The sequence below is a fragment of the Brevibacterium sp. MGP-B1 genome, assembly GCF_057766545.1.
In genome coordinates, this window is sequence record NZ_CM173407.1 from 2,272,853 (window position 1) to 2,299,183 (window position 26,331).

General features: G+C 65.3%; 19 protein-coding genes. 6 read left to right on the forward strand and 13 right to left on the reverse strand.

Annotation, left to right across the window (positions count from 1 at the left end; translation table 11 throughout):
* The first annotated feature begins 475 nt into the window (after positions 1-475).
* Entirely contained in the window at positions 476-1,705 is a 1,230-nt protein-coding gene (locus AC3CD9_RS10330) for a lysophospholipid acyltransferase family protein (protein WP_488363785.1), read from the forward strand.
* A 113-nt stretch (positions 1,706-1,818) separates the two neighbouring features.
* A complete protein-coding gene (locus AC3CD9_RS10335; protein WP_488363786.1) occupies positions 1,819-4,623 on the forward strand; it encodes a PEP/pyruvate-binding domain-containing protein in 2,805 nt (934 codons plus the stop codon).
* Positions 4,624-4,772: 149 nt separating this feature from the next.
* Here the strand turns inward: AC3CD9_RS10335 and AC3CD9_RS10340 are convergent, their stop codons facing one another.
* Positions 4,773-6,194, reverse strand: a complete 1,422-nt coding sequence (locus AC3CD9_RS10340; RefSeq protein ID WP_488363787.1) for an FtsX-like permease family protein — start codon at positions 6,192-6,194, stop codon at positions 4,773-4,775.
* Entirely contained in the window at positions 6,191-6,967 is a 777-nt protein-coding gene (locus tag AC3CD9_RS10345) for an ABC transporter ATP-binding protein (protein ID WP_172170746.1), read from the reverse strand. Before AC3CD9_RS10345 ends, AC3CD9_RS10340 begins: the two co-directional genes overlap by 4 nt.
* Positions 6,968-7,212: 245 nt before the next feature.
* On the opposite strand from AC3CD9_RS10345, the gene AC3CD9_RS10350 reads away from it, so the two are divergent.
* A complete protein-coding gene (locus tag AC3CD9_RS10350; RefSeq protein WP_488363788.1) occupies positions 7,213-7,617 on the forward strand; it encodes an SRPBCC family protein in 405 nt (134 codons plus the stop codon).
* 370 nt (positions 7,618-7,987) lie between these two features.
* Here the strand turns inward: AC3CD9_RS10350 and groL are convergent, their stop codons facing one another.
* The 10 genes from groL to AC3CD9_RS10400 all read right to left on the reverse strand — a co-directional run bounded on the left by groL (position 7,988) and on the right by AC3CD9_RS10400 (position 19,356).
* Positions 7,988-9,580, reverse strand: a complete 1,593-nt coding sequence (gene groL / locus AC3CD9_RS10355; protein WP_488363789.1) for a chaperonin GroEL — start codon at positions 9,578-9,580, stop codon at positions 7,988-7,990.
* Between the two features lie 36 nt (positions 9,581-9,616).
* Entirely contained in the window at positions 9,617-9,910 is a 294-nt protein-coding gene (gene groES, locus AC3CD9_RS10360) for a co-chaperone GroES (protein ID WP_039209993.1), read from the reverse strand.
* 441 nt (positions 9,911-10,351) lie between these two features.
* Positions 10,352-11,554, reverse strand: coding sequence for a ubiquitin-like domain-containing protein (locus tag AC3CD9_RS10365; protein WP_488363790.1), 1,203 nt, complete (start codon positions 11,552-11,554; stop codon positions 10,352-10,354).
* A 218-nt stretch (positions 11,555-11,772) separates the two neighbouring features.
* On the reverse strand, positions 11,773-12,774 hold the full coding sequence (locus AC3CD9_RS10370; RefSeq protein WP_488363791.1) for a TatD family hydrolase: 1,002 nt from the start codon (positions 12,772-12,774) through the stop codon (positions 11,773-11,775).
* Positions 12,774-14,489 (reverse strand): methionine--tRNA ligase, encoded by a 1,716-nt coding sequence (gene metG / locus AC3CD9_RS10375; RefSeq protein WP_488363792.1) that lies wholly within the window; start codon positions 14,487-14,489, stop codon positions 12,774-12,776. The genes AC3CD9_RS10370 and metG overlap by 1 nt, the downstream gene beginning before the upstream one ends.
* Before the next feature lie 309 nt (positions 14,490-14,798).
* Positions 14,799-15,863 (reverse strand): type IV toxin-antitoxin system AbiEi family antitoxin, encoded by a 1,065-nt coding sequence (locus AC3CD9_RS10380; RefSeq protein WP_488363793.1) that lies wholly within the window; start codon positions 15,861-15,863, stop codon positions 14,799-14,801.
* A gap of 309 nt (positions 15,864-16,172) precedes the next feature.
* A complete protein-coding gene (gene rsmI / locus AC3CD9_RS10385) occupies positions 16,173-17,039 on the reverse strand; it encodes a 16S rRNA (cytidine(1402)-2'-O)-methyltransferase (protein WP_488367541.1) in 867 nt (288 codons plus the stop codon).
* A 185-nt stretch (positions 17,040-17,224) separates the two neighbouring features.
* Positions 17,225-17,656 (reverse strand): DUF4190 domain-containing protein, encoded by a 432-nt coding sequence (locus AC3CD9_RS10390; protein WP_410708517.1) that lies wholly within the window; start codon positions 17,654-17,656, stop codon positions 17,225-17,227.
* Positions 17,657-17,848: 192 nt separating this feature from the next.
* A complete protein-coding gene (locus AC3CD9_RS10395; protein ID WP_488363794.1) occupies positions 17,849-18,310 on the reverse strand; it encodes a DUF4190 domain-containing protein in 462 nt (153 codons plus the stop codon).
* Between the two features lie 344 nt (positions 18,311-18,654).
* Positions 18,655-19,356 (reverse strand): DUF4190 domain-containing protein, encoded by a 702-nt coding sequence (locus tag AC3CD9_RS10400; protein ID WP_488363795.1) that lies wholly within the window; start codon positions 19,354-19,356, stop codon positions 18,655-18,657.
* Between the two features lie 188 nt (positions 19,357-19,544).
* On the opposite strand from AC3CD9_RS10400, the gene AC3CD9_RS10405 reads away from it, so the two are divergent.
* The 3 genes from AC3CD9_RS10405 (at position 19,545) to AC3CD9_RS10415 (ending at position 24,291) form a co-directional block, all read left to right on the forward strand.
* Positions 19,545-21,461 carry a dolichyl-phosphate-mannose--protein mannosyltransferase gene (locus tag AC3CD9_RS10405; protein ID WP_488363796.1) on the forward strand — a complete coding sequence of 639 codons (1,917 nt, stop codon included), beginning with the start codon at positions 19,545-19,547 and terminating at the stop codon, positions 21,459-21,461.
* A gap of 491 nt (positions 21,462-21,952) precedes the next feature.
* Positions 21,953-23,407 carry a cytidylyltransferase domain-containing protein gene (locus AC3CD9_RS10410; protein ID WP_488363797.1) on the forward strand — a complete coding sequence of 485 codons (1,455 nt, stop codon included), beginning with the start codon at positions 21,953-21,955 and terminating at the stop codon, positions 23,405-23,407.
* On the forward strand, positions 23,404-24,291 hold the full coding sequence (locus tag AC3CD9_RS10415; RefSeq protein WP_488363798.1) for an N-acetylneuraminate synthase family protein: 888 nt from the start codon (positions 23,404-23,406) through the stop codon (positions 24,289-24,291). The genes AC3CD9_RS10410 and AC3CD9_RS10415 overlap by 4 nt, the downstream gene beginning before the upstream one ends.
* Before the next feature lie 147 nt (positions 24,292-24,438).
* Here AC3CD9_RS10415 and AC3CD9_RS10420 read toward each other — a convergent pair whose 3' ends face one another.
* A complete protein-coding gene (locus AC3CD9_RS10420) occupies positions 24,439-26,292 on the reverse strand; it encodes a polysaccharide pyruvyl transferase family protein (protein ID WP_488363799.1) in 1,854 nt (617 codons plus the stop codon).
* Between the last annotated feature and the right edge of the window lie 39 nt (positions 26,293-26,331).

Here is a 26,331-nt window from a genome sequence, read left to right on the forward strand (position 1 = left end):
ATCATACACGGTGGTTGCCGACTCCGGACTCTCTGCGGATTGCTGCGTCTCCGCTCACCGCCGCGGCTGGCCCCGGTGGTCGCGACTTCTTGCTGCAGACTGCCGCCGCTGCGTCTCCGCTCACCGCCGCGACTGAGCACTACACAGTCTGAGCTGAATAGCCCAGTTTCAAACACGTGCTATGCACCTCAAACGGGGCCATTCGCCGCGGTGCACCCCGTGCGGCCGGCTGACATCACAGGCTCCCCGAGGCCTGCCGCACTCCCCCACACGCCCTAGCCGCCGGCAGACGGACATCGGGACTGGTCTCTCTGAATTACCCACTATCTTCGCTGTGCATTCCAGAGAAACCGATAACAAAATCTGGAACGAATGGACTACGCCGCAAAGACCGAGACCCGCGGACGTCCTGGCCGGTCGCCGATTGCATGGCCAGGACGTCCCATCCCGCCCGAACCTGTGGTGGACTGGTGTCATGAGCGATGCCTCACTGAGCCTGCGCCACCGGATCATCAACGCGGCCATGCGCACCGTGTACTTCGGCCGCATCCGCGTGCTCGACCTCAGCGGAAGTCAGGGACGGTCGGCACCCACTTCTGCCCGAGCCGAGGCAAACCCGTCCCCCGCCGAGGCGGCCCCCACCACAGGCACCGACCGTCCCACCGCATCCGCTGACTCTCCTTCCGCGCCCGGTGAAGGTCCCTCCCGGCGACCGCGCCTCATCATCGCCAGCCATCGCAACGGAGCGATCGACGGCCACCAGGTGCTCGCAGCGTTCCCGCACGCTCAGTTCCTCGTCTCGATCCAGCTGCTGCGCCACTGGTTCCTCCGCCTCTTCATCGCCGGCATCCCCGTCGTCCGCCCCAAGGACGTCGAGCGCTACGGACTCGATCCCGCCTCTGTGGCCAGCCCCGTCGAGGCGGGACTCGCCCACCTGCGCCGAGGCGGTGACCTCGGCATCTTCCCCGAGGCCAGCAGCGAGTGGGGCCACCGTCCGCAGCCGTACAAGTCCGGCGCCGCCCGGATCGCGTGTGCCCTCATCGACGACGGCATCGACGTCGAGGTCATCCCCGTGGGCCTGTTCTATTCGACCCCGGATCGGTTCCGCTCCCGCGCCGAGGTGGTCCGCGGTCCCTCGGTCACGATTCCCGACCGCGACGGCAGGGAGGACAAGGAATGGGAGGCGGCGGTCGCCTCGGCGATGGGGTCGGCTCTAGACGATGTGTCGGTGAACTGTCCGGACGAAGCGACGTTCACCGCTGTCGAAGCCCGTGCCCTCGACCGGGCGCGGAGGACTCCCGGCAGCTCGGCGAGCTATGCGCAGGCGTTTCTCGAACTGCAGAACGCGGCCGGCTCGGTCGCTCCCAGAGAAGTCGGCGCCACCTCGGCCGACCAGGCCGAGGGCCGCACCACCTCCGCGAACACCGTCGCCAGGCCGCGGACCTACCCTCTCATCCGGTGGGTCGGATTCATGGCTCTGTGGCTCTTCGCCCCGATCCTTGTGGCCGCCGCGGTTGCCGGGTCACGCGCGGACGGTCGCAATACTGTCACATTCTTTCGCATCCTCGCGGGCTTCGCAGCGGTTATGGTCTGGATACCGGTGCTGATCATCGCGGCGTTCTTCTGGCCCGCGGTCATCGGCGTCGGCGTCCTCAGCGGGGTGCTCGGCTGGCTGCTGCTGGGGGTCCGCCGCATCCGACTGTGAACCGCCCTTGCTCGACGAACCGCATCGACCCTTCAACCCCACCTCCCCCGACGAACCGCACCGCACCGCACCCGATGAACAGTTTCGTGAACCGCAGATCCGAAGGAGCCCCGATGAGCCTCACACTCCGCTTCACCGATCCCCTCGCCACAGAGCTGGCCCGCAGCGGCGGCAAGGGGGCAAGCCTGGCCAAGTCCGCGCAGAACCTGCCTGTGCCCGGTGGCTTCATCGTCACCGCCGACGCCTATTCCCAGTTCATCGCACCACTGCAGTCGCACATCGCCGAGCTCATCGGCACCGACTCCCCCGCCGAGTCGATCGCCGACCTCATCCGCTCCACCCCCATCCCCGATACGTGGCTATCCGAATTCGACGAAGCCGTCGCCGAGGAGGGCCTGACCGGGCAGGCCGTGGCCGTACGGTCCTCGGGCACGATGGAGGACCTGCCGGGTGCCGCGTTCGCCGGGCAGCACGACACCTACCTCGGTGTGCGTGGAACCAACGCCATCGCCGAGGCGGTGCGCGACTGCTATGCCTCCCTGTGGAACGAGCACGCCTTCCGCTATCGCCGGCAGCTCGGCGTCGATCAGAATGATGCGAAGATGGCCGTCGTCGTCCAGCTCATGGTCTCCGTCGGCGCCGACGAAGCCGCAGGCGTCGCGTTCTCCGTCGACCCGGTGCGCGGCAACACCGATGAGGTGCTCATCAACGCAGCATTCGGCCTCGGTGAGACTGTTGTCGGCGGAGAGGAACCCGTCGACGAATTCCGAGTCCGCCGGGACACCGGCGAGCAGGTCGCAGCCGAGATCGCCGAGAAGCCCACCGCACTCATCATGAGCGGCGGTGGGAACGGAGCTGGCGACCGCCTCGGTGAGGGTGACGGGTGCGGCCACGACGTCGGGGGCGACCGCCCCGGCGATAGTGACGGCCTCGGTGAGGGTGACGGTCGGGGCGGCGACCACCTCGCTGAGGGCGACGGTGCGCGGACGACGGTCGTCGACCTCGGCGCGGAGCAGCGCACGCGTCCGGCGCTGACAACGGCGCAGGCGAAAGAGGTCGCTGAGCTCGCGGTAGCTGCGGAGAACCATTTCGGGTTCGCTCAAGACATCGAATGGGCGCTGCACGACGGCGATCTCTACCTGCTGCAGTCGCGGCCGATCACGCGGGTGGCTCCGCGGTGGACCCGCGATGAGTCCGCGGAGCGATTCCCCACCCCGGTGACACCGCTGACCTGGGATCTCGTGGAGGCCGGGTTCCACCATTCGCTCAATCACAGTTTCGATCTCATGGGGCTGCCGCCGTTCGACGACAAATGGTTCGTCATGCGCGATTTCTATATCTACGGCAATCACACCGCGGTCGATCTCTACGCCGGTCGGCTGCCGACGAACATGCTCTCCAGCGTCGAGACGATCACCGAGTCGCTGCCCCAGATCGCCCGGCAGTTCGGGTGGGTGCAGGAGCTGCCGGTGCAGTGGATGCGTGATCTCGACACGTATCTCATCGGGATCGGTCGCCTGTCGAACGAGGTGTTGGAAGATAAGTCGCTGGCACAGGTGTGGGATCACGTCATTGCGATCAGTGACCTCGGCACCGAGTATTTCCGGCCGAACATCGCGATTTCGCTGACCCAGGGCACACTCTATGCGGCTCTGCAGCACATGCTCTCGCTCGCTCTCGACGAGGATCAGGCACAGGTCGTTTTCGAACGCCTCATGGCGTCGACGGAGACGAAGACATCGCAGGTCAACGCCGAGCTGCGCGAGCTGTCGCAGCTTGTCGCCGCCGATGCTGATCTGCTCACTGCGCTCGAGGCCCACCATGGTGAGGCCGGGGTCACGGAGCTGGAGAGGTTCCCGCAGTTCAAAGCACCCTTCGACCGGTTCCTCGAGCAGCACGGACACCGTGAACTCGACTTCGACGCCTACCATCCGACGTGGGTCGAGGCTCCGCACATCGTGCTCGACCAGATCCGTCTGCTCGCCGCACGGACCGTGGCCGAGGCAGAAGCGTCTGCGCCGATGACGGGACCGGGCACAGCGTCCCCGTCCGCGCCGATGACGGACATGGAGCGCAAGATCGTGCAGGCAGAGACCGAACTCGTCGTCGTCAATGCGGCACCTGAGAAGCTGCGCTATCTCGTCCAGGAAGTCATCCGTCTGGCCCGCACCTACACGGCACTCGATGACCTCGAGCACTATCAGACGACGCGGCTGACCCTGCCGATGCGGCGCGCGCTGAAGGAGCTCGGCGGCAGGCTCGTCGATGCCGGGGTCCTCCTTGAGGCCTCGGACGTGTACTTCATCGACTTCGAGCACCTCGACACGGCGATCCGTGCCGACGCCGAGAACCGTGACCTGGGCGCCGACGCCGCGTACCGCGAGGTGGACACCACCGACGCCGCGGCCGCGAACCGCGAGGTGGACACCGCCAACGGCACCTCAACCACCTCTGCCGCGGGCTCTACGGGAGCAGGATCCGCCTTGGCCGATCTGACCGAGATCGCCGCACAGAACAAGGCCGCCTACCAGGCCGCGGTCGATCGCACACCCGAATGGGAGTACGGCAAAGCAACAGCCGCAGTCGACGCTGACACCGACCACATCACCGGCACCGCGGGCAGCCCGGGGACCGTCGAAGGCGAAGTCTTCGTCGTCCACTCCCCCGCCGACTTCTCGTCATTCCCCGACGGAGCGATCCTCGTCGCACGCACCACGAACCCGGCCTGGACCGCCCTGTTCTACCAGGCGGGCGGGGTGATCACCGAAAGCGGCGGAGCACTCTCCCACGGGGCGGTCACCGCCCGTGAACTCGGACTGCCCGCCGTCATGGCCGTGCGCGACGCGACCAGCAGATTCACCTCCGGCCAGCGCGTCCGCGTCGACGGATCCAACGGAACCGTCATCGAACTCGACTGACGTACGGAACCCGGTTCGGCCCGGGCGACAGTTCTACACAGTCTTAGTTGAATAGCCCATGTTTGAAACCGGGCTGCTCAACTCAAACTGGGCTGATCGCCGCGGCGTTGCCCTACGCCTCGGCGGGAGCCATCCGCAGCACCCGCACTTCACACAGCTTCGAGCGCCTCGACGGGACTGATCGAGGTGGCCGCGCGGGCGGGTTCGCGGCTTGCGATGAACACGGCGGTGAGGGTGCCGACGATGACGGCGATGACGACCGTCCAGGGCACGCTCGGCGCGAAGAGGCCGAGCAGGGGCGAGAGCAGGGTCAGTGCGCCGACCCAACCGAAGCCGATTCCCAGCGGAACGGCGACCAGGCAGGCGGTCAGGCTCAGCTGCAGGCCTTCGGCAGTGATCATCCGGCGCACGCGCTTTGGGGTCTGGCCGAGCGCCATGAGCAGCCCGATCTCCTGAGTGCGCTGACGCACGGAGAGCATGAGGGTGTTCGCGACGCCGATGACGGCAATGATCACGGAGAACAGGATGAGGGCGAGCGCGAACAGCATCGACTTGTCGATGACAGTGGCCAGCGCGTCCTCGAGACCGCCCCACCCTTCCTCGCCGAGCGACCTGGCATACCGCAGCAGCTGATCACGGAAGGTCGTCATGGCGGTGGCGAACATGACGATGAGCGTGATGCCGATGACGAGACCGATGACCGTGCGCGCGTTCCGGGTGGGATGGCGCGCGATCGTCGAGGCCGCCAACCGGGACACTGCGGTGCGTCCGCACAGCCAGCCCATCGCCGCCTGCAGGGGCGGCAGTATCCACGGGTGGCCGATGATGATGCCGAGGAAGGTCAGGCTCGAGCCGAATGCGGTGAGCACCACGCTGATCACGCTGATCCGATGATCGGCGGCCCCGATCACGGAGTTGACGAGGAACGTCACCCCCATGGACAGCAGAATCAGCGAGGCGGTGAGCCCGCCGAGTGAGGCGCGGGCATCCTCGGGCCGGGCCTCCACCGCCTGCGAGGTCGCCTCGATCGGTGAGATCCCCGTGATGCGGCGCGCACCCAGGTACGCCGACAGCCAGGTCACGATGATCGTGGCGAACGCGGGAACGGCCATGGCCGGGGTGAGGAGGGCGACCTCCTCGGTGATGGCGTTGCCCAGATAATTCTGGGCCGCTTTCGCCAACCCGGTTGACGCCGCGAAGGCGAGCACCGCGGCGGGGACGGAGATGATCAGGCCCTCCACCGAGGCGGCCCTGCGCAGCCGTTTCGACGACGCCCCGATGAGGCGCAGCAGAGCCAGCTGGCGGCTGCGGCCGGCGATGATGATCGAGAACGTGTTCGCGATGACGATCGCGGAGACGAAGAGAGCGATGAGGAAGAAGGTGACACCGATCATCGAGAGGAAGTTCTGCGCGGTCTCGGACTCGGCGATGATCTTCTCAGACGACAGCCACGCGGTCAGGATCGCGATGCCCTGCATGATTGCGGTGCCGAAGAGGGCGGCGATGAAGACGACGAGGACGCTGGGGAAGAACTGCCGCGGGTTGGTTCGGATCTCGCGCAGCGGGTTCATCGGCTCACCGCGGATTCGGCGCGTTCGTCGATGTCGAGCATGGTCGAGGCGATCGCTTCGGCGGTGATGGTGTCGTTCAGTTCCGTCACGGGGGTGCCGTCGGCGATGAAGATCACGCGGTCGGCGTGGGCGGCGACGATCGGGTCGTGGGTGACGAGCACGATGGATTGGCCGAAGTCGCGGACGGCCTCGACCATGATCGCCATGACTTCGCGACCGGACTTCGCGTCGAGGTTGCCGGTCGGTTCGTCTGCGAAGAGGATGTCGGGGCGGGTTGCGAGCGCCCGGGCGATGGCGGTGCGCTGCTGTTGACCGCCGGAGAGCTCGTTGGGTCGGTGTTTGAGGCGGTCTTCCAGCCCCAGACGGTGGACGACCGTGGTGATCCAGGCGCGTTCGTCGGCATTGGGCCGACGGTCGTCGAGTTCGAAGGGCAGGCGGATGTTCTCTTTGACGGTGAGCGTGGGCACGAGGTTGAACGCTTGGAAGACGAATCCGATCCGGCGGCGGCGCAGGGCGGTGAGGTCGTCGTCGCGCAGCTTCGTGATCTCCTGTTCGCCGAGGTGGACTGAGCCCGAGGTGGGACGATCGAGTCCGGCGAGGACGTGCATGAGTGTTGATTTCCCCGAGCCCGAGGGCCCCATCACCGCGGTCAGCTTGGCCGGTGCGATGTCGAGGCTGACCCCGCTGAGAGCCGTGACCGCGGCCCCTTTCGGATCGAAGACCTTCGAAACGTCGCGGAGTCGGGCGATGGGCATCGTTGGGCCGGTGGTCATAGATTCCTCATGCGTCGGTGCAAGCTGTCATTTCCAGACTAACGAGGATCGACGCTCAGAAACATGAAAAGCGACTGGCCAGTAGGTGTGAGCGAGCTGTGTACGGTCTGCTGCGAACGGCACGAGGGAGGGCACTCTGGGCCGGCCCGCGTGCGATGGCCGTCCCGCCTGCCATGGTCCGCCCGCGTGCGATGGCCCGCTCCCTTTCCCTGGCCGCGCGGCTTCTCTTGTGGTCCACTTGGGAGATGACGAATCCAGCTCTCCACCTATCGACGTCCATCGACGCCTCCCCCGCCGAGGCGGCCACCTTCGCCGGCGATCCCGCGAATCTTTCGGCCTGGGCGGCGGGACTGAGCAATGGAATCCGCGAGGCGGGCGACCTCTGGATCACGGATTCCCCGGTGGGTGAGGTCGAGGTCCGCTTCGGCCCGCACACGGAGCTGGGCATCCTCGATCACGACGTGATCTTCCCCGACGGCACGGTCGTGCACAATCCCCTGCGGGTGCTCGCCAACGGCACCGGCGCCGAGGCGGTCTTCACTCTGTTCCGTCTGCCAGGTGTCGACGACGCCGAGTTCGACCGCGATGCCGACATGGTTCGTGCCGACCTCGCTCGCCTGCGCACTCAGCTCGAGAGCGACCGCGCCTGAACACGCCCCCACGCCCGAGCACGCCCTAGACGGCACAAAGCGCGCAAACACGACTGGGCCACAGTGGCATCAGGCTTTTTGTACACCTGTCTCTGAATTGCTCAGGTTCTTCAGTGTGCATTTCAGAGCAGGGTGTGTCGAAAGTGGAATCCTGCGCGCCAGAGGCCCGCTCAGACCTGCTTGCGCGACTGCATCGTTGCCACCTCACCGCGGCGTTGTGCCTCGCCCCGTGGCGGCGCTGTGCCGCGTCCAGTCGCGACGCTGCGCCGCCTCGGTGAGGGTGACTACGCAGATGAATGCGGCAGTGGCCCGGAACGTGATGTTCCGGGCCACTGTCGTGGTCAGAGATGACTCAGTCCGAGCGAGTGACTCAGGCTTCGTCCTCCTCGTCCTTCTTCTCGACGACCAGGGTCTCGGTGGTGAGAACCAGGGCGGCGATCGAAGCGGCGTTGCGCAGCGCCGAACGGGTGACCTTGACGGGGTCGATGATTCCGGCGCCGATGAGGTCGCCGTATTCGTCGATGGCGGCGTTGTAGCCCTGGCCGGACTCGAGGTCCTGCACCTTGGCGACGACGACGTAGCCGTCCTGGCCTGCGTTGGCGGCGATCCAGCGCAGCGGCTGGACGACTCCGCGCTTGACGATCTCGGCACCGGTGAGTGCGTCACCGGACAGTCCGAGGTCGTTGCCGTCGAGGACCTTCGCAGCGTGGATCAGAGCCGATCCACCACCGGCGACGACGCCCTCTTCGATGGCGGCGCGAGTAGCGGACACTGCGTCTTCGACGCGGTGCTTGCGCTCCTTGAGCTCCACCTCGGTGGCGGCGCCGACCTTGATGACGGCGACTCCGCCGGAGAGCTTGGCCAAGCGCTCCTGCAGCTTCTCGCGGTCCCAGTCGGAGTCGGTGTTCTCGACCTCGGCGCGGATCTGAGCGACACGACCGGCAACAGCCTCGTCGGCACCGGCACCATCGATGATGGTGGTGTTGTCCTTGGTGACGGTGATGGTGCGGGCGTTGCCGAGCTCTTCCAGGGTGACCTGGTCGAGCTTCATGCCCATGTCCGGCGTGACGACCTGGCCACCGGTGAGGACGGCGAGGTCCTCGAGGATGGCCTTGCGGCGGTCACCGAAGCCGGGGGCCTTGACGGCGGCGACGTTGATGATTCCGCGCAGCTTGTTGACGACCAGGGTCGACAGAGCTTCACCCTCGATGTCCTCGGCGATGATGAACAGCGGCTTGCCTGCCTGCTGCACCTTCTCGAGGACGGGCAGGAGCTCCTGGATGTTGGAGATCTTGCCCTGGTTGATGAGGATGAGGGCGTCGGAGAGCACAGCCTCCTGGCGATCGGCATCGGTCACGAAGTGCGGCGACAGGAAGCCCTTGTCGAACTGCATTCCTTCGGTGATCTCGAGTTCGACGGACGCGGCCTGCGACTCGTCGATCGTGATGACGCCGTCCTTGCCCACTTTGTCGAAGGCATCGGCGATGAGCTTGCCGATCTCAGGCGACTGAGCCGACAGACCGGCGACGTGTGCGATCTCCGAGGAGTCGGCGACGTCGCGGGCGATGGTGCCCAGCTGCTGCGAGACGGCCTCGACGGCGGTCTCGATGCCGCGCTTGAGCTGTCCGGGAGCGGCGCCTGCGGCAACGTTGCGCAGTCCTTCGTTGACGAAGGCCTGAGCGAGAACGGTCGCGGTGGTGGTTCCGTCACCGGCGATGTCGTTGGTCTTGGTGGCGACTTCCTTGGCCAGCTGCGCGCCGAGGTTCTCGTAAGGATCGTCGACCTCGACCTCACGGGCGATGGTCACACCATCGTTCGTGATCGTGGGAGCGCCCCACTTCTTGTCGAGCACGACGTTGCGGCCCTTGGGCCCCAGCGTCACCTTGACGGTGTCGGCCAGGGTGTTGACACCCTTTTCGAGTGCACGACGGGCTTCGTCGTTGAATTCCAATGATTTAGGCATTCGTCCTCCTGTCAGTGAAGTTGTTGTTCAGGGGATTCAGCCGATGACGGCGAGCACGTCGCGAGCCGAGAGCACGAGGAACTCTTCGCCTGCGTACTTGACTTCGGTGCCTCCGTACTTGGAGTAGATGACCTTGTCGCCGACAGCAACGTCGACCGGCACGCGGTTTCCGTTGTCAGCAACGCGGCCCGGGCCCACTGCGACAACTTCGCCTTCCTGAGGCTTTTCCTTGGCGGTTTCGGGAATGACCAGACCACTGGCGGTAGTCTGTTCTGCTTCAACCTGACGGATGACAATCCGATCTTCGAGTGGCTTGATGGAGACCGACATATCGGGCCCTCTCCCTTCGCTGGGTTCTATTTCATCGAGTCAGACGGCGGCTTATGCCATGAACCTCTCGTCGTCGCGGGTGCCGAGCGATTCGACCGTCTCATGAAACTGGCACTCAATGAGTGCTAGTGCTAATTCTGACTCTAGAACGCTCTTAGCACTCGGTCAACTCGAGTGCCAGCAATTCGTCCTGCTCTGGGCGAAAGTTCAGATTGGGCCCCGCGCGGAGGTGGTGCCGGCACCGAAAAGCGTGGGCCCCGAGGATCTCTCCTCGGGGCCCACGCTCCTTGCTGACCGCCTCAGCTCAGTTGTCGATATCTGTTGTCAATGGCGGCCAGAGTTCATGGCCTATACAGGCGCTCAGTCGGCTGCTGCGAACCTGATCTCAGATCAGGCGCAGGCCCACTGTCCCCAGCCGGCTGCTGCGAACCTGATCTCAGATCAGGCGCAGGTCCACTGACCCCAGCCGGCTTCGGCCTGCAGCTTCTTCGCACGCTGGAACTGCTCCTGCGGGCTTGCGTCAGATGGGTTTCCGCTGCCGCCCATGGAGTGCCAAGTCTGCGGGAGGAACTGGAACAGACCGAAGTGGGTGCCGTTCGAAGCCTTCGGATCGAAGTTCGATTCGCATTCGACGACCTGGTACCACTTGGATCCGGGCCCACCCAGCATCGCCTTGATCTCAGCGGTGGACATGGAACCGCCGCCGGAGCCGCCACCGGTGCTCGAGTCACCGGAGTCGCCCGAACCGGAATCGCCGGAGTCACCCGAGTCTGAACCGCCGGTGTCAGCCGGCTCTTCCTTCTTCTTGGTGCCCTGGATGACGACCTTGGTCTTGGGTTCGGAGAGGACCTTCTCGTCCTTCTTCTCCTTCTTGACCTCTTCGCCGTTGATCGTCTTGACCTTGTAGGTGACCTGCTTCTCGCCGTCCTTGCCTTCGGACTCGACCTTGGTCTCGCCCTCGTAGAGGGAATCGGACTTCTTGGTCTCGACCTTGGCCTTGATGGCCTGCTTGTCCTTGACGGTGTCGTTCTTCACGCGGTTGACGGTCAGCACCTGGCCGTCGGAGACCTCGGCGGACATCGGCACGGACAGGAAGTCGTCCTTGTCGAGCTTGACGCCCGTGTCCTTGAGCGCTTCCTTCGCGGTGCCCACAGCGGCCGAGACCTTGTGGTCCTTGCCGTCGGCGACCACGGTGAGATCCTTCGACGTGGTCACGTCGATGTCATTGCCTTCGTCCTTCAGACGCTGGCTGGCCTTCGCGTTGAGATCGGCACCCTTCGCGTCCACACCCAGGTCGGCCAGAGCCTGACCCACGGTGTTCGCGTTGGTCCATTCGTTCGTCTCTTTGCCATCGACGGACAGCGCAACCTTCTTCGCCGTGTTGACGGTGATCGTCATGTCACGGTCGACCTTGGTGCCCACACCGGGCTTGACCTGGTCGCGCTTATCGACATCGATTTCATGGCTGTCGAGGATGTCCCCGACCGTTCCACCGAAGGTTCGGATCTCTTCGGCCTGTCCGTTGACCTCCAAGGTCACAGGCTTGTTCATAGTCACAACCGCGCCCGTGCCACCGACGAGTCCGGTGATCACGACCGCCTGTGCAGCGATCTGAACCTTGCGGTTCTTCAGAAAATCAATCACAAAAATATCCCTGAGCAGAGTTTATCGACCTGTTCACTGTAACCGATTCGTTACACGGTTCGCAAAATATCACGGAAATGTAACGGTGTGAGTTTCCTGAAGGCGTGTCTGACCTGGAGTTCCCCGTGTTTCCGGGGCATTCCCGCTCGTGACATTTCCCCGCCGAGGCGGCGCTCCGTCCCGTTATCCCGCTCACAGAACGAAGGGCTGAGCCCGGCTCAGTCCCAGCTGCCGAGGGCCCGCTCCGCGTTGTTCCACACGGCCGCGCACAGATCCTCTTCGCTCATCCCGCGCACTTCGGCGAGTTTCCGCGCCGTGATCGCCGTGAGGTAAGGACCACCCGGCTTACCGCGATGCGGGTGCGGAGTGAGGAAAGGTGCGTCGGTCTCCGTCAGCAGCAGCTCCAGTGGAGCGGCCGCCGCGGCCCTCCGCAGCTCGTCGGCGTTCTTGAACGTGAGGTTGCCGGCGAAGGACATGAAATAGCCCTCGGCCGCACATTCGCGGGCCATCGCCTCGTCACCCGAGTAGCAGTGGAAGATCGTGACCTCGGGAGCGCCTTCCTCCTTGAGGATGCGCAGCACATCGGCATGTGCCTCCCGATCGTGGATCTGCAGTGCACGTCCGGTGCGCTTGGCGATCTCGATATGAGCTCGGAAGGAGCGCTGCTGTTCGGCAACTCCCTCTTCTGCTGTGCGGAAGTAGTCGAGACCGGTCTCCCCCACCACGCGCATACGCTCATGCGAGGACACGAGCGATTCGACCTCGGTGAGGGCGTCGTCGAGCAGGCCGCGCTCGGCCAGCCGCGGGGCTTCGTTCGGGTGGAGTGCCACTCCCCCGAGCATCCAGGTGCGACCGCCCGCGGGAGGAGCGGGCACGGTTCGGCGGCCGGCCGCCTCGGCGAGGGATCCCACCTCCGTGGCCACCTCGGCGGGGGTGCCTGAATACTGGGAAGCCACGAGCGCGGTCGTCCACCGGGCCGCCGGAAGGTCGCAGCCGATCTGGACGATGCGACGGACTCCCGCCTCGGCGGCGGTGTCATGGAAGAAGTCCAGCGACGGGAACTCTTCGTCCGCGTCCGGGGTCACCTCGGGTTCGGGCTCACCGGCACCCAATGGCAGCCGCACACCCGTGCAGATGTCGAGGTGGGTGTGGGTGTCGACGATGGGGTGAGCGAGTGGTTCGGGCACCGGTGGATAGGTTCCGGCGGCGCGCGAGGCCATTATTCGGTCTCCTCCACGAATTTCGGGAACACGGGTTCGGGCTTCGGCAAGGGTGTGCCCGGCTCGAGCGGGAACTCGACGGCGGCGAACGACCGGGGATCCGCCTCGGCGGCGGCGATTCCGTCGGCAGCGGCCTCGGCGACATTCGGTGCCAGGGCGGCCGAAGCATAGGCGGCACCGGCGGCGACTCCGATGGCCGCACTCGCGGATACGGCTCCCATCGCCTCGGCGCCGGACCCGGAATCGACGGCGGTCGGCAGGACCATCGCACCGGCCTCCCCGACGCCCGCGGGCACACCGAGGAGGTCGAGGATCTTGCCCGCGGACTCGGGCATGACCGGCTGGATGAGGATGGAGATGATGCGCACGACTTCGATCGTCACCCACAGCACGGTGGCCATGCGATCGGGATCGGTCTTCTTCAGCTTCCACGGTTCCTGAGCGGAGAAGTAGCGGTTGGCCTCGGACAACACCTTCCAGCAGGCCTCGACATAGAGGTGGAGGGCCTGGGAGTCGACGTGGCGTCGGGCGGTGTCGGGCACGGCGCGGGCGAGAGCGAGGAGTTTCTCGTCCGCCTCGGTGAGCTCGCCCGGCTGCGGGACCTGGGCGTCGCAGTTCTTCTGGATCATCGACAGCGAACGCTGGGCGAGGTTGCCGTACTCGTTGGCGAGGTCGGAGTTCTTCCGAGTGATGATCGAGTCCTTCGTGTACGAGCCGTCGTGGCCGTAGGAGAACTCGCGGAAGAGGAAGAAGCGCAGGGTGTCCAGGCCGAAGGCGTCGACGAGGTCGAGCGGATCGACGACGTTGCCGACGGACTTCGACATCTTCTCACCGGCGTTGAAGAGGAAGCCGTGGGCGTGGACGCGCCCCGGCAGCTCGATGCCGGCGCTCATGAGGAATGCGGGCCAGTAGACCGAGTGGAAGCGGATGATGTCCTTGCCGATGATGTGGACGTCGGCGGGCCACCACTTACTGAGGCGCTCCTGGTCATCGGGGTAGCCGGCGGCGGTGAGGTAGTTTGTCAGGGCATCGATCCACACGTACATCACGTGTTTGTCGTTGCCGGGCACCGGCACACCCCAGTCGAAGGTGGTGCGGGAGACCGAGAGGTCCTTGAGTCCGGAGGCGACGAACGAGGCGATCTCGTTGCGGCGGGAGTCCGGGCCGATGAACTCAGGGTGGTTCTTGTACAGCTCGAGCAGCTTGTCCTGGTACTTCGAGAGGCGGAAGAAGTAGGACTCCTCTTCCGTCCAGGTCACCTCGGTGCGGGTCTCCTTGGACAGGCGCACGCCGTCGACGACCTCGGTCTCGTCGTCGGTGTAGAAGGCCTCGTCGCGCACGGAGTACCAGCCGGAGTACGTGTCGAGGTAGATGTCGCCGGCCTCTTCGAGCTTGCGCCAGATGGCCTGCGAGGCGGCGTAGTGGTCTTCGTCGGTGGTGCGGATGAACCGGTCGAAGGTCGAGCCGAGGGCGAGCTGGGTGTCGCGGAAGTTCTTCGCGTTGTCGTCAGCGAGTTCTTTGGGAGTGATGCCGAGCTTGTTCGCCGCCTGCAGCATCTTCAGTCCGTGCTCGTCCGTGCCGGTGCAGAAGAAGACATCGTGATTGTCCAGTCGCTTGAACCGGGCGATCGTGTCGGCCGCAATGTACTCATAGGCATGCCCGATGTGAATGGCCCCGTTGGGGTAGGCAATCGCTGTCGTCAAGTAGTAACCCATAGGGAACTCAGTCTAAGGGACGCGGCGCGGCGGGCGCGCATGGGTCCGCTGGCGGTGAGCGGGTGGGCGCGCGGTGCGGGCGGGTGCGGCCGCGGTGCGGGTGAGTGGGTGACGGTGTGGGCACACGGCGCAGGCGGAGAACGCGCGAGGGTGGGGAGGAACGGGGTCTTCCAGCCGATACGGCACGGTTTAAGTCGAGTAGCACCTGTTTGAACATGTGCTACGCGCCTTAAACCGTGCCGCCACCGTTCTCTGCTCAAATGAGCAGCATCAGCGTGGGACCGAGGAGGAACTTCGTTCAGCAGGGAGTCAGAGGATCAGCCTGTTACCGCAACGGCTTCGCAGCTCGGGCGCCTGGTGAAACAGTTTCTCGTTGAACTGCTTCGGCGCGTGAACTTCGTTGAATTTGAAACGCACGACTTTGTACCCCATCGCCAGCAGACGATTGTGCTGTCGGCTCTCCTTGTTCATGACGTCGAAGCCGCCATCGACGTACTTCTGCGATCCATCCACGTAGAGAGCAACTCTGTCTTCCCGGAAAAGGAAATCGAGTCTCGTCAGCAGTCGACCTCTGTCGATGATGTCGACCTGCTGGGCAAAGTCGTGTAATCCGAGCAGATCCAGGTTGAACGCCGCTTGGCTTTCCGCGTAGCTTTCGGACAGAGGTGACGCGAGTCTTGCCAGTCGCGATGCAATCTTCTTTCCCTTGGCGAGCCGTCTGATCGGCGAAAGGAATAGGTCGATCTGCGCTTGGGGTACATCGTCAAGCAGGTACGGCGGATACCCGAGCTTGAAAATACGGTCCTCGTCGTCGCCGAGCATGTGGCGACGGAGCACCTGTTCCATCGCCGCAAAGCCGGCTGCATTGCCGAGTTCGCTTCGAAGATCCAGCACGGTTCGCGCAGGCGTCGTCACTCTCAGCCCCTCAACATTGCAGATGTCTTCGTCCGCGATCGACCTGCGCCGACGCACCAATTCGCTTGTCCGCGTACTCGCCGCCGGGTGGAACACCGAGACTGGTTGGTCCGGCTCGTTGAACATCCCGATCCGGTGTATTCGTGCAGCGGAGATTCCGCAGATGATGTCGTCCGGGCGGAAGTGCGGATAGTGGACGATCTGCAGGTGTTTCAGATGTTCTTCATACATGCGGGTCTGAGCAGGCTCGCTGCTCAGGCCCGCTTCATGCTGCTCGAGCCAGGGAATGTCCGTCACGAAAGCGGAGAACCGCTCGTGTGCTCTGACATCGCACCTGCGGATCACCGAATACACGCCTCGAGACAATCTCTTCAGACAACAGTCCAAGGCTCCCCGGATCTCCGTTGTTGAGACTCCGACGTTGCGAAGGTCCTGAAAGTAGACAACATTGCTCTTCATTTCGCCACCATGTCGAAACGCAGCCAGCGGCGACAAGACCTCTTTCGGCGGCTGTGGATACGGACTGACCATCCACAGACGTGAGGAGGTCGAGTATACGGCGATTTTCAATCCCACCGCGCTTGAGTCGTAACGACGCCCCGCCGCCAAGTCTTCCCATTAAGGCGGGTCGGGCCCTGGCCCTTATCGCTGGCGGCCCAGTTTGAGCTGGAAGGCCCCTGTTTGAAACCGTGTTTTCTGACTTCATGTGTGCCGTAGCCATCCACAACGAAAAGCGAATGAGTCGCGACCGGGCTATGGGCCACAGGTTCAGTCGCGGTGGAGCCAGGCCTCGTAGACATCGCGCTTGGACAGGCCGAACTTCTTCGCCACCTGTCCGGCCGCGTCCTTGGCGCGTACTCCGGAGTCGACCAGAGCGCTGACCTCGCCGAGGTGGTCCTCCGGAGCCGTTTCGGCCTCGGTCGCGCCGGCGAGCACCAAGGTCAGCTCCCCGCGCAGTCCTCCTGCGGCCTGATCGCGCAGCGAACCGACGGTTCCGCGCAGAGTCTCCTCGTAGGTCTTCGTCAGCTCGCGGCTGATGGCCATGGGCCGGTCGACGCCGATGATCTCGGCGAAGTCGCCCATCGCATCGGCGATGCGGTGCGGGCTTTCGAAGAAGACCATCGTCCGCTTCTCGGCCTTGAGTTCGGTCAGCAGAGTCTTGCGCTGCCCGGACTTGCGCGGCAGGAACCCTTCGAAGCTGAACCGATCGCTCGGCAGCCCAGAGACCGCGAGGGCCATGAGCACCGCGGACGGGCCCGGCGTCGAAGTGACTGGAAGTCCCGCCTCGGCGCAGGCCTTGACCACGCGGTAGCCGGGGTCGGAGACGGCGGGCATTCCCGCGTCGGAGAGCAGAACAACGGTCTCACCGGCGGCGATGATGTCGACGAGTTCGGGAGCGCGATGGCCCTCGTTGTGGTCGAAGACGCTGATGACCCGCTTCGTGTGCGTGAGGTTGAGTCGCTGCGCCAGCGACAGGAACCTGCGCGTGTCCTCGGCGGCGATGACATCGGCCGTTTCGATGGCTTCCCGCATCCGCGGGCTCGCATCGCCGAGGTTGCCGATCGGAGTCCCGACCAGGATCAGTCGACCGCCGGCGAGGTTCGGACCGGAACTCAGCTCCGCGTCATCGGTCAGGTCGATGTCGTCGGACGGCGCCGCCTCGGTCAGGTCGATGTCGTCGGACGGCGCCGCCTCGGCGAGGTTGCCGGCGGCTCCGTGGCCGACTGCCTCGGCGAGGTTGTCGTGGGCTCGGGGATCGGCCGCCTCGGCGAGGTCCTGGTCCGAGGTGAGCTCAGAGTTTGGATTCGAGGAATCCTCGGTCACGAAGCGCCTTCGGCCGCGAAGAGCACGGCGAACATCCCGACGTAGAGGAGGATCATGAAGACCCAGAAGAGGATCCAGAGGATGGTGCCGATGTAGCCGACCCACAGGGCCGCGATCGCCATGCCGTCGCCGCGTTCTCCGCGTTCGCGGATCTGCTTGCGGGCGATGTGGCCCATGATGATGCCGGCGATGCCGCCGATGAAGACGGACGAGATGACGCCGAAGATCGAGGCGCACATGCCGACGATGGCCAACACGTTGGTCGGGGGCAGCTGTTGGTACACGTAGCCGGGGCCGCCGGCGTACTGCGCATTGGCCGCGTAGGCGCTGTTCTGGCTGTAGGACTGTGCACCGTATGAGCCGCCGGCGTTCGACTGGGGCTGCTGGTAGTACATGTCCGGGTTGTTCCAGTTGTTCTGGCTGCTCATAGCGAAGTCTCCTTGTGGTTGCCTTCAACGGTACAGAGTCGTCGGTGGCGGCAAAAGGCGGGGCGGTTACAGGTCAGTCACAGTTGGCGGGGTGGCCACCTTGCGATGTGGTGCCGGTGCGGGCGCATGTGTCGGCGGTTGAGGCTGTGGGCCAGGTCGCTTGCCGGGGTGGGCTTCCCGGAATCCCGAGCCTCAGCTGACGGTTGCGTTTCCGGCCGCGATCGAGGCGCCGATGACGAGTGCGATGACTCCGAAGTAGAGCAGCCAGAACACGATCCAGAAGAGCACGCTCAGGTAGCTCAGCCACAGCCCGGCCACAGCCATCCCGTTGCCGCGCTCTCCGCGGGCTTTGATCTGAGAGCGGGCGATGTGGCCGAAGATGATGCCGACGAAGCCGAGGAAGAAGAACGATGAGATGAACGAGATGAGGCCGAGCACCAGCGCGACGATCGACGAGGAATTCGTCGGCGCCACCTGCTGGTAGACGACGACCGGTGCGCGGTTTCCGTAGGTCACGGGAGCCTGGACCAGGGCCGGAGTATGGGCCGGTGCGGAAACACGAACCGGTGCGGGCGTGTGGACTGCGACGGGGGCGTGGACCGAACCGTTCGATCCGGTGTAAGTGTGCCCGAGGGGCAGTACGCGAGTGTTCATGTCCGTTCCGTTCCGCTGGCTGTCGTTGATCTTCGAGTCTGTTCGGGGCCGTCCTCGACGGTTGTCCCGATGTCTGAAATCAACGCTACCCACGTGCAGCGAGCGCAGCGGCCGAATCGTGTTGCAGTCCTGCACCACAGGTTGCAGGTTCCCCTCGCCGAGGCGGCCCGACCGTCCCGTACTCGGGTGACCTCAAGGTGCACGCAACGCCCCGGGCAGGCGAGCCCGGGGGTCGTGCACAGCGGCCCGACCGTCCGAATCGAGCGTGACCGCGGCAGTCGTCCGAGGCCACGCGGGGCGGCGCCGAGGCCACGCGGGTCGGCGCCGAGGTCACGCGGGGCTGCTCAGTAGCTGCTCATCATGCCCAAGAAGCCGATGCCCAGGATGCCGATCATGACGATCGCCATGATGAGTCCCAGGGCGATGGTCACGTAGCCGATGATGAGCCCGGCGATCGCCTGTCCGCGACCTTCTTCGCCTGTGCGCTTGATCTGGCCGAGACCGATGTGGCCGAAGATGACGGCGAGCACCGGTGCGATCCACAGGAACATCGCGATGATGCTGAAGATGATGCCGATAACCGGGATCATCGACAGCAGACCGCAGACGAATCCGCCGCCGATACCGGCGATGCCCATCCACATCGACCACACGGCCATCTTGTTGGGAGCGGGCCGCACGAAGACCGGCTGCGCGCCATAGGTCATCGGCTGGCTGTAGGCACCGGGCTGGCTGTAGGCGTCGTAGGCGTTCGGCTGGCTGTAGGCACCGGGCTGGCTGTATCCGCCTGACTGTCCGTACGAGTTCTGCTGACCGTAGGCGCCGGACTGACCATAGGAGTTCTGCTGCCCATACGGCTGTCCCTGCGAATACTGTCCGGCACCGGCCCCATACTGCCCAGCGCCGGATCCATATTGTCCGGCACCGGATCCGTACTGGTCCGACTGTCCCTGACCGTACTGCGGCTGGGACCCATAGTTGTTGTTGAACTGCTGCGAGCCGACCTGGGGAGGATCGCTCGGACGGTAGTTGGGGTTGTTCGACACGTTGTGCACCATTCGCTCTGACTCCGACTGTCTCCCACTACTCTAGTGATGCACGGTGGCGAATGCCCAAGAATCCTGCTCAAGGTGCCGAACCTCATGCCCGGCTGGACCGATCACTCCCAATGCCCCGCCCTTCCCTGCGGGTCGTATGAGAGTCCCGCCCGCCGAGATCTCTAAACTGGACTCCGATGACACACACCGCAGACTCCCCGGCCCCCACCAGGCGCATCGCCCGCGAGCGCCTGGCGAGGAAACGTGAAAAGGTGCGTGCCGGCGCCGCTGCGATGCGCCGCGAAACCTTCCACGCCGGCATGTGGGCCACCCGCGCACCGCTGTGGATGTGGCCCGCCCTGCTCGTCATCACCGGAATCGGCGCGGCCCTGCGACTCTTCCGCCTCGACTTCCCACACCGACTGATATTCGACGAGACCTACTACGTCAAGGACGGCTATTCGGTCTTCAACTTCGGCTACGAACGCTCCTGGCCCGAGAACGCCGACGACTCCTTCAACGCCGGCGACCCCAGCGTCATCGAACCCACCCCCGAATACGTCGTCCACCCGCCGCTGGGCAAATGGCTCATCGGATGGGGCATCGACCTCTTCGGCGCCGACGATTCGTTCGGCTGGCGCTTCACCGTGGCGATCATCGGCACCCTGACGATCTTCCTCCTCGGCGTCATCGCCTGGAAGCTCTTCCGCTCGGCGTTCTTCGCCTGCGTCGCCGCCGGCCTGCTCGCCATCGACGGCGAGCACTTCGTCCACTCCCGCACGAGCCTGCTCGACATCGTGCTCATGGCCTTCGTCCTCCTCGCCTTCTTCTTCATCCTCCTCGACCGCGAGCAGGTGACGAAGCGTCTGGCTGCTTGGACCCAGCGCACCGCGGAGATCGACAGCTCCGCTCCGTCCCGCACACCACAGAATCCGGATCCCCTCCCCGAGGCGGCCCCCACTCCCACATCGACCACCACCGAGGCGGCCGCCTCCTCCCCATCCGACCCCGATGAGGTCCCCCGAACCTTCCCGACCGAACTCAGCGAGTCGATCACCTCCGCTGCTCCCCTCCCCGAGGCGGCCCCGCCCACCGCGGAAGCCCGACGTCGGCGTCGGACGAAGTCCAGAGACGTGATCAACTTCGGGCCCCGCCTCGGCGCGCGTCCGTGGATCTTCGCCGCGGGGATCAGTCTCGGCCTGGCTACGGGGGTGAAATGGTCGGGTCTGTATGCGCTGGCGGCGTTCGGGATTCTGCTCGTCTTGTGGGATGTGCATTCGCGATATCGGGCCGGGGTCGTGCATCCATGGCTGGGCATGTTCATCCGCGACAGCATTCCCTCGTTCTTCAAGCTCGTGCCGATCGCGCTCGTGACCTATGTGGCGTGCTGGACCGGGTGGATCCGCTCGGATGACGCGTGGGACCGACAGTGGGCTGCGGAGAATTTCGGCTGGTGGCGCGCGCTGCCGGAGTGGTTGGACTGGTTGCCGTCGCTGGCGCACTATCACTACACGGCGTACTCGTTCCATGTCGGGCTGGACTCGGAGCATCCGTACATGTCGAACCCGTGGGGTTGGATCGTGCAGTGGCGGCCGACATCGTTCTACTACGAGTCCTACGACCGGGGCGATATGGGGTGCACGGTCGCGAAGTGCTCCTCGGCGATCACCTCGGTGGGCAACCCTGTGATCTGGGGCTCGGCCGCTTTGGCTGTGCTCGTCTGCCTCATCGTGTGGATCATCCGCCGGGACGTCCGCCCCGCCGTCATCCTCGCCGGGCTCGCAGCGACCTGGCTACCATGGTTCGCCTACCAGGAGCGGACGATCTTCACCTTCTACACCATCGTCATGGTGCCCTTCGTCGTGCTGGCCGTGACGTACTGTCTGACCCTCGTCTGGGGTCGGGCGCCAGTTGGCGGGCGAGCCACGCCAGGGCCGTCGGTGAAGCAGCGTTTCGCGCGGATCTCCGCGGCGCTGTTCGCAAGGAGGCTGAGCGTCGGACTCATCCTCGTCGCAGCGATCCTCGCCTTCGCCTACTTTTGGCCCGTCTACACCGGTGAGGTCATCCCGTTCTCGGCCTGGAACAACCGCATGTGGAACATCACCTGGCGCTGACCGGCTGACGTTGGCGTGCACCCACGCGCCGGACTGATTCCGTCGAATCACGCCGCTGACAGCTTCGGGCTGCGCGTCATCGACTTTTGTCCCACTCGTCATCGCCTTTTGACCAGATACTCATGTTCGAACCGGATTATTCGTCCAAAAGTCGATGAAGCGATTCACCGGCCTACCCAAAAGGCGATGACTCCGGCATAGGCAGCGGGCATTCAGAGGGCTGACCACCGCCTGAGCATACTGACGCCGAGTTGTCTCCCGTGCACTGTCTATGTGACGGCCACCGCCCGCGGTCACAGCGGCCAGTTTGCACGTCGCCGCACGGCCCCGCCCGCCGCCCACCGGCGCATCCGTCACGGGTTCGCCATCGAAGGGTCGCCTCGGCGACATGGCGTGTTCACCTTGAGGTAACACCCCGTCGTTAGCGTCGAATCATTGTGAATGACCAATCGACGACCTACGAGCCCAACGCAACCGAGTTTCAGTCGGAAATGAAACCGGATGCGCGCACCACCGTGGCCGCGAACCAGGCGGCAGAAAGCACCTCCGCACCGACCAGCACCACCTCCCCCACTCCCCACCGCACCGTCGCGATCATTCCCGCGCGCGGAGGTTCCAAGGGCATCCCGCTGAAGAACCTGCAGAAGGTCGCAGGAATCTCCCTGCTCGCCCGCGCCATCAATGCCGCCCAGGCCAGCCCCAGCATCGACCGCGTGATCGTCTCGACCGACCACGACGGAATCGCAGCCGAAGCCCTGCGCGCCGGCGCCGAGGTGGCCCACCGCCCCGCCGAGATCGCCGGCGACACCGCTACCAGCGAATCCGCGCTCATCCACACACTGTCGACCCTCGACGAGGACTTCGACATCACAGTGTTCATGCAGTGCACCTCCCCCTTCATCGACTCCGCCTCGATCGAGAACGCGGTGCGCACGGTCCGTGACGACGACGCCGATGTCGTCTTCTCCGCCGTCGAAGACCACTCCTTCCTGTGGCGCCTCGACGACGACACCCAGGCCGTGGCCGTCGGACACGAAGCCAGCTTCCGGCCGCGCCGCCAGGACCGCGCCAAGCACTTCAACGAAACCGGCGCGTTCTACGTCATGCGCACCTCCGGCCTCATCGAGCACGAGCACCGCTTCTTCGGCCGCATCGGCATCGAAGAGGTCCCGCCCGAGCACGCCCGCGAGATCGACGACATGTCCGACCTCACCCTCGTCCGCGCCATCGCCTCGACCCAGGAAACCGCGCAGGTCATCGACGTCGACGCCCTCGTCACCGACTTCGACGGCGTCCACACCGACGACGGCGCCTATGTCGACGAGGACGGAAACGAACAGGTCCGCGTCCATCGCGGCGACGGTATGGGCATCTCCCGACTCGTGAAGTCCGGCGTGCCCGTGATGATCCTGTCGAAGGAACGCAACCCCGTCGTCACTCGCCGTGCGGAGAAGCTGCGCGTCGACGTCGCCCAAGGCATCGACAACAAGGCCAGCATCCTCGACGCATGGATCACCGCCAACGACCTCGACCCGGCCCGCGTCGCCTACGTCGGCAACGACATCAACGACCTCGAGGCCTTCGACGTCGTCGGCTGGCCCATCGCCGTCGCCGACGCCCACCCGCGGGTCCTCGCCGCCGCCCGCGTCATCCTTGATCGGCCAGGCGGACGGGGTGCGGTGCGTGAGGTCTGCGACCTCATTCCCATCCCCGCCGAGGCGGCCGAACCCCTGCCGACTCCGACCCTGACCTCACTGCGGTCGCCCACCGGGCATCCATCGACCTTGGCCGACCACCAGTCAGGACACCTGACCGGCCACCAGTCGGCGGCCATGTCCGGCCATGCGTCCGCCTTCCCCGACCAGCAACCGCCCGTCCCGCGGCACCAGCCGCAGTTCACCAACCGCGCGGAGATTTCGCGTGCCAACCGAAAGCAGGTTTCATGACTGATCAACTCGCCCCCGTGGCCATCGGAGAGCACCTCGTCGGCCCGAACCAGCCCGTGTACATGATCGGTGAGATCGGCATCAACCACAACGGCGACGTCGACATCGCCAAGCAGCTCATGGATGTCGCCGTCACCGCCGGTGCGCAGGCAGTGAAGTTCCAGAAGCGCAACCCCGAGGTGGCCGTTCCCGAACACCAGAAGTCGAAGATGCGCTCGACCCCGTGGGGCGAGATGACCTACATCGACTACAAGCACCGCGTCGAGTTCGGCATCGACGAATACTCCGAGATCGACCGCTACGCCAAGGAAGTCGGGCTCCAGTGGTTCGCGTCCCCGTGGGACACCGACTCCGTCGACTTCCTCGAGAACGAATTCGATGCGCTGACCTACAAGGTGGCATCGGCCTCACTGACGGACTTCGAGCTGCTGCGTGCGATCGACGCCACCGGCAAGCCGGTCCTGTGCTCCTCGGGCATGTCCGATTGGGAGACCCTGGACAAGGCTGTTGAGGTCTTCGACCGCGACAGGCTCGTGCTCATGCACGCCACCTCGACCTACCCGCTGCCGCCCGAAGAGGTCAACCTCAAGGCGATCCCGGCCATGCGCGAACGCTACGGTGTTCCCGTCGGCTACTCCGGTCACGAGCTCGGCCTGGAGATCTCGTTCGCCGCAGCCGCACTGGGTGCTGCGACCATCGAACGCCACATCACCCTCGACTCCTCCATGTGGGGATCCGACCAGTCCGCCTCGATGGAACCGCGCGAATTCGCCTCCCTCGTTAAGGGCGTCCGCGTCCTCGAAACCGCATTCGGCGACGGAGTCAAGCGCGTCATGCCGGGCGAAGAATCGAAGATCGACTCCCTGCGCAAGGTCACAGCCTGATCCGCAATTGACCCCGGGCCCGTCCCGGACCTGAGCGTTGATTCGGCGCCATCACCTCACCGAGGTGGTGGCGCCGTTTCGCTGTCAGCATCGAGGCGGGGCCACGGATTCCCGCACCCTCACCGAGGTGGTGGCGCCGTTTCGCTGTCAGCGACGACGTTTGAGGCGACGGATCCTCCACCAGATTCCGTGCCGAACCTTGTCGGCGAGCACACGCGCTTCCTCAACGGCGGTGCGGTTGTTCACGGCCTCAAGCGCTCGAGCGCTTCGTACCGTCTCATCCGACAGCCGAGCGATCTGTGCGTCCCGCTCCGCAGTTTCACTGCGCTGCCGTTCGGCCTCGGCCTGTGCATCGTCACTCTGGGTTTCGAGAGCCTTCAGCTTCGTCTCTGCTCGCGCTTCGATCTCACCGATGGCTCGATCGTGGTCCTGATGGGCTTGGGCCAGGTCCCGACGGGCCCCCGTGAGATCCCGACTGGCCCGAATCAGGGCACGAGCCTGTTGGGCCGCGACTTCCTCGGATTCAGCGATGGCCGCGACATGGAACTCTTCGGCCCGGACGTCTTCGGCCGAGCGCAGACGCTCGTCCCCTGTCCGGCGTTCGGTGCCGGCGGCTCTCCGGGCCCCGTCATCGGTTGGAGGACTGGTCGAGCCCGTGCGCGAGAGCGAATCCGAATTGCCCATCGTCGGCCCGGCAGAGCTTGGCAGAGTGGACCCCGCCCCCGCAGAACTCGCAACTGCCAGCGACCGCACCGAGTCCCCGATGCCGGCGAGGTTCTGCGCGGTGATGTCGGCGAACCGGGCACGGGTCTCGGCCAGGTCGGCCTGCAGTTCGGCACCGCGCGAATACGCATCTTCGAGCGCCGTGACCATCCTGTCCGCCAGGACGGCGGCCGCTTGGCTGCGGTCCCCGTCGGATTCCACTACGTCCGCCGCTTCGCTGCGATCACCGTCGGAATGGGCCGCCTCGGCTGCTCTCCCCCGGTCACCGCCGGGGTGCGCAGCCTCGACGGCGTCAGGGCTCATGCCTTCCGCACCGACGGGCACCACGAACTCCGGATGCCCGATATCGGTTGCGAAATAGCCGAGCTTCGCGTGCAGATCAACGGAGATCGGAATCGACCCGACCCCGAATGGGATCATCTGCGCATGCCCGCGCCCGCCGAGCACATACGGCACGGACGCGAAGAACTCGATGCCGGAGAAGAATCCGACGTCATGACCGTACAGTCGCACCTCTTCGACTCCGGCCACCTCGGCGACAAGGCGGCGGGAAACCTCCGCATCATCGGGGTGGAACGGAGTGCTCAGCACCCTCCACCCCTTGCCCACGAGGATCCGAGCGGCGCGCACGGTCGCCTCATGGATGGTGTCGGCGTCGAATCCGGCGGCGATCTGCCGGGGGTGGACGAGCATCTGGATGGCCACGGTCTTCTGCTTCGGGTCCGGTCGCCGGCCGGCCAGCGGCGCATACAGATGATCGAGGATCGTCGTCGGACATGGCTGGAAGGCGATGCGCTCCTGTTCACCCAGCAGCGCGCCGATCGTCGACATGCTCCCAGTGTTGCGCAGCCCGAAGAACGCCGACTGATCGAGCACCTGGCTCACATGGGAGCGCATGAGGTCATCGAACTCCGGCTGTCCGGGGAATCTGTTGTCCCCGAGCGCATAGACGATGAGAGGAACCTCGAGGGCCGCGAGCGCCTCGGGCGAGATCTTCCACTGCCACCCCGACAGGCGGTTCGGGTTCGTGTCCTGGAGGAACAGCCCTCCCCCGCCGATCACGACGGCATCCGCGGTGGCGTTGATCCGGGCCACAGCCGCCTCGTCGACTTCGCGCCGCAGCGCCGCCGCCGAGGCGAACGTGAAGTTCGGCTCCGCACCTTCCGAGCCCGTACCGCCCAGGACGCGGAAGGCGTCCCTGACGACAGGGAACAGTGCCTTGTCGCCGAAGTTGCCCCAGGTCGGGATGTCGAAGTGGAAGAGTCGCAGGCTCTGCATCGGCCAAGACTAGAGGCGGCGGACGAACTCCAGATGAAC

What these genes read in the sequence shown, in the direction of transcription:
- AC3CD9_RS10405 (WP_488363796.1), top strand. Translation starts at nt 19,545, where the DNA reads ATGACACACACCGCAGACTCCCCGGCCCCCACCAGGCGCATCGCCCGC.
- AC3CD9_RS10410 (WP_488363797.1), top strand. Translation starts at nt 21,953, where the DNA reads ATGAAACCGGATGCGCGCACCACCGTGGCCGCGAACCAGGCGGCAGAA.
- AC3CD9_RS10420 (WP_488363799.1), bottom strand. Translation starts at nt 26,292, where the DNA reads ATGCAGAGCCTGCGACTCTTCCACTTCGACATCCCGACCTGGGGCAAC.
- AC3CD9_RS10380 (WP_488363793.1), bottom strand. Translation starts at nt 15,863, where the DNA reads ATGAAGAGCAATGTTGTCTACTTTCAGGACCTTCGCAACGTCGGAGTC.
- AC3CD9_RS10390 (WP_410708517.1), bottom strand. Translation starts at nt 17,656, where the DNA reads ATGAGCAGCCAGAACAACTGGAACAACCCGGACATGTACTACCAGCAG.
- AC3CD9_RS10345 (WP_172170746.1), bottom strand. Translation starts at nt 6,967, where the DNA reads ATGACCACCGGCCCAACGATGCCCATCGCCCGACTCCGCGACGTTTCG.
- groL (WP_488363789.1), bottom strand. Translation starts at nt 9,580, where the DNA reads ATGCCTAAATCATTGGAATTCAACGACGAAGCCCGTCGTGCACTCGAA.
- AC3CD9_RS10395 (WP_488363794.1), bottom strand. Translation starts at nt 18,310, where the DNA reads ATGAACACTCGCGTACTGCCCCTCGGGCACACTTACACCGGATCGAAC.
- groES (WP_039209993.1), bottom strand. Translation starts at nt 9,910, where the DNA reads ATGTCGGTCTCCATCAAGCCACTCGAAGATCGGATTGTCATCCGTCAG.
- AC3CD9_RS10350 (WP_488363788.1), top strand. Translation starts at nt 7,213, where the DNA reads ATGACGAATCCAGCTCTCCACCTATCGACGTCCATCGACGCCTCCCCC.
- AC3CD9_RS10370 (WP_488363791.1), bottom strand. Translation starts at nt 12,774, where the DNA reads ATGGCCTCGCGCGCCGCCGGAACCTATCCACCGGTGCCCGAACCACTC.
- metG (WP_488363792.1), bottom strand. Translation starts at nt 14,489, where the DNA reads ATGGGTTACTACTTGACGACAGCGATTGCCTACCCCAACGGGGCCATT.
- AC3CD9_RS10330 (WP_488363785.1), top strand. Translation starts at nt 476, where the DNA reads ATGAGCGATGCCTCACTGAGCCTGCGCCACCGGATCATCAACGCGGCC.
- AC3CD9_RS10335 (WP_488363786.1), top strand. Translation starts at nt 1,819, where the DNA reads ATGAGCCTCACACTCCGCTTCACCGATCCCCTCGCCACAGAGCTGGCC.
- AC3CD9_RS10340 (WP_488363787.1), bottom strand. Translation starts at nt 6,194, where the DNA reads ATGAACCCGCTGCGCGAGATCCGAACCAACCCGCGGCAGTTCTTCCCC.
- AC3CD9_RS10415 (WP_488363798.1), top strand. Translation starts at nt 23,404, where the DNA reads ATGACTGATCAACTCGCCCCCGTGGCCATCGGAGAGCACCTCGTCGGC.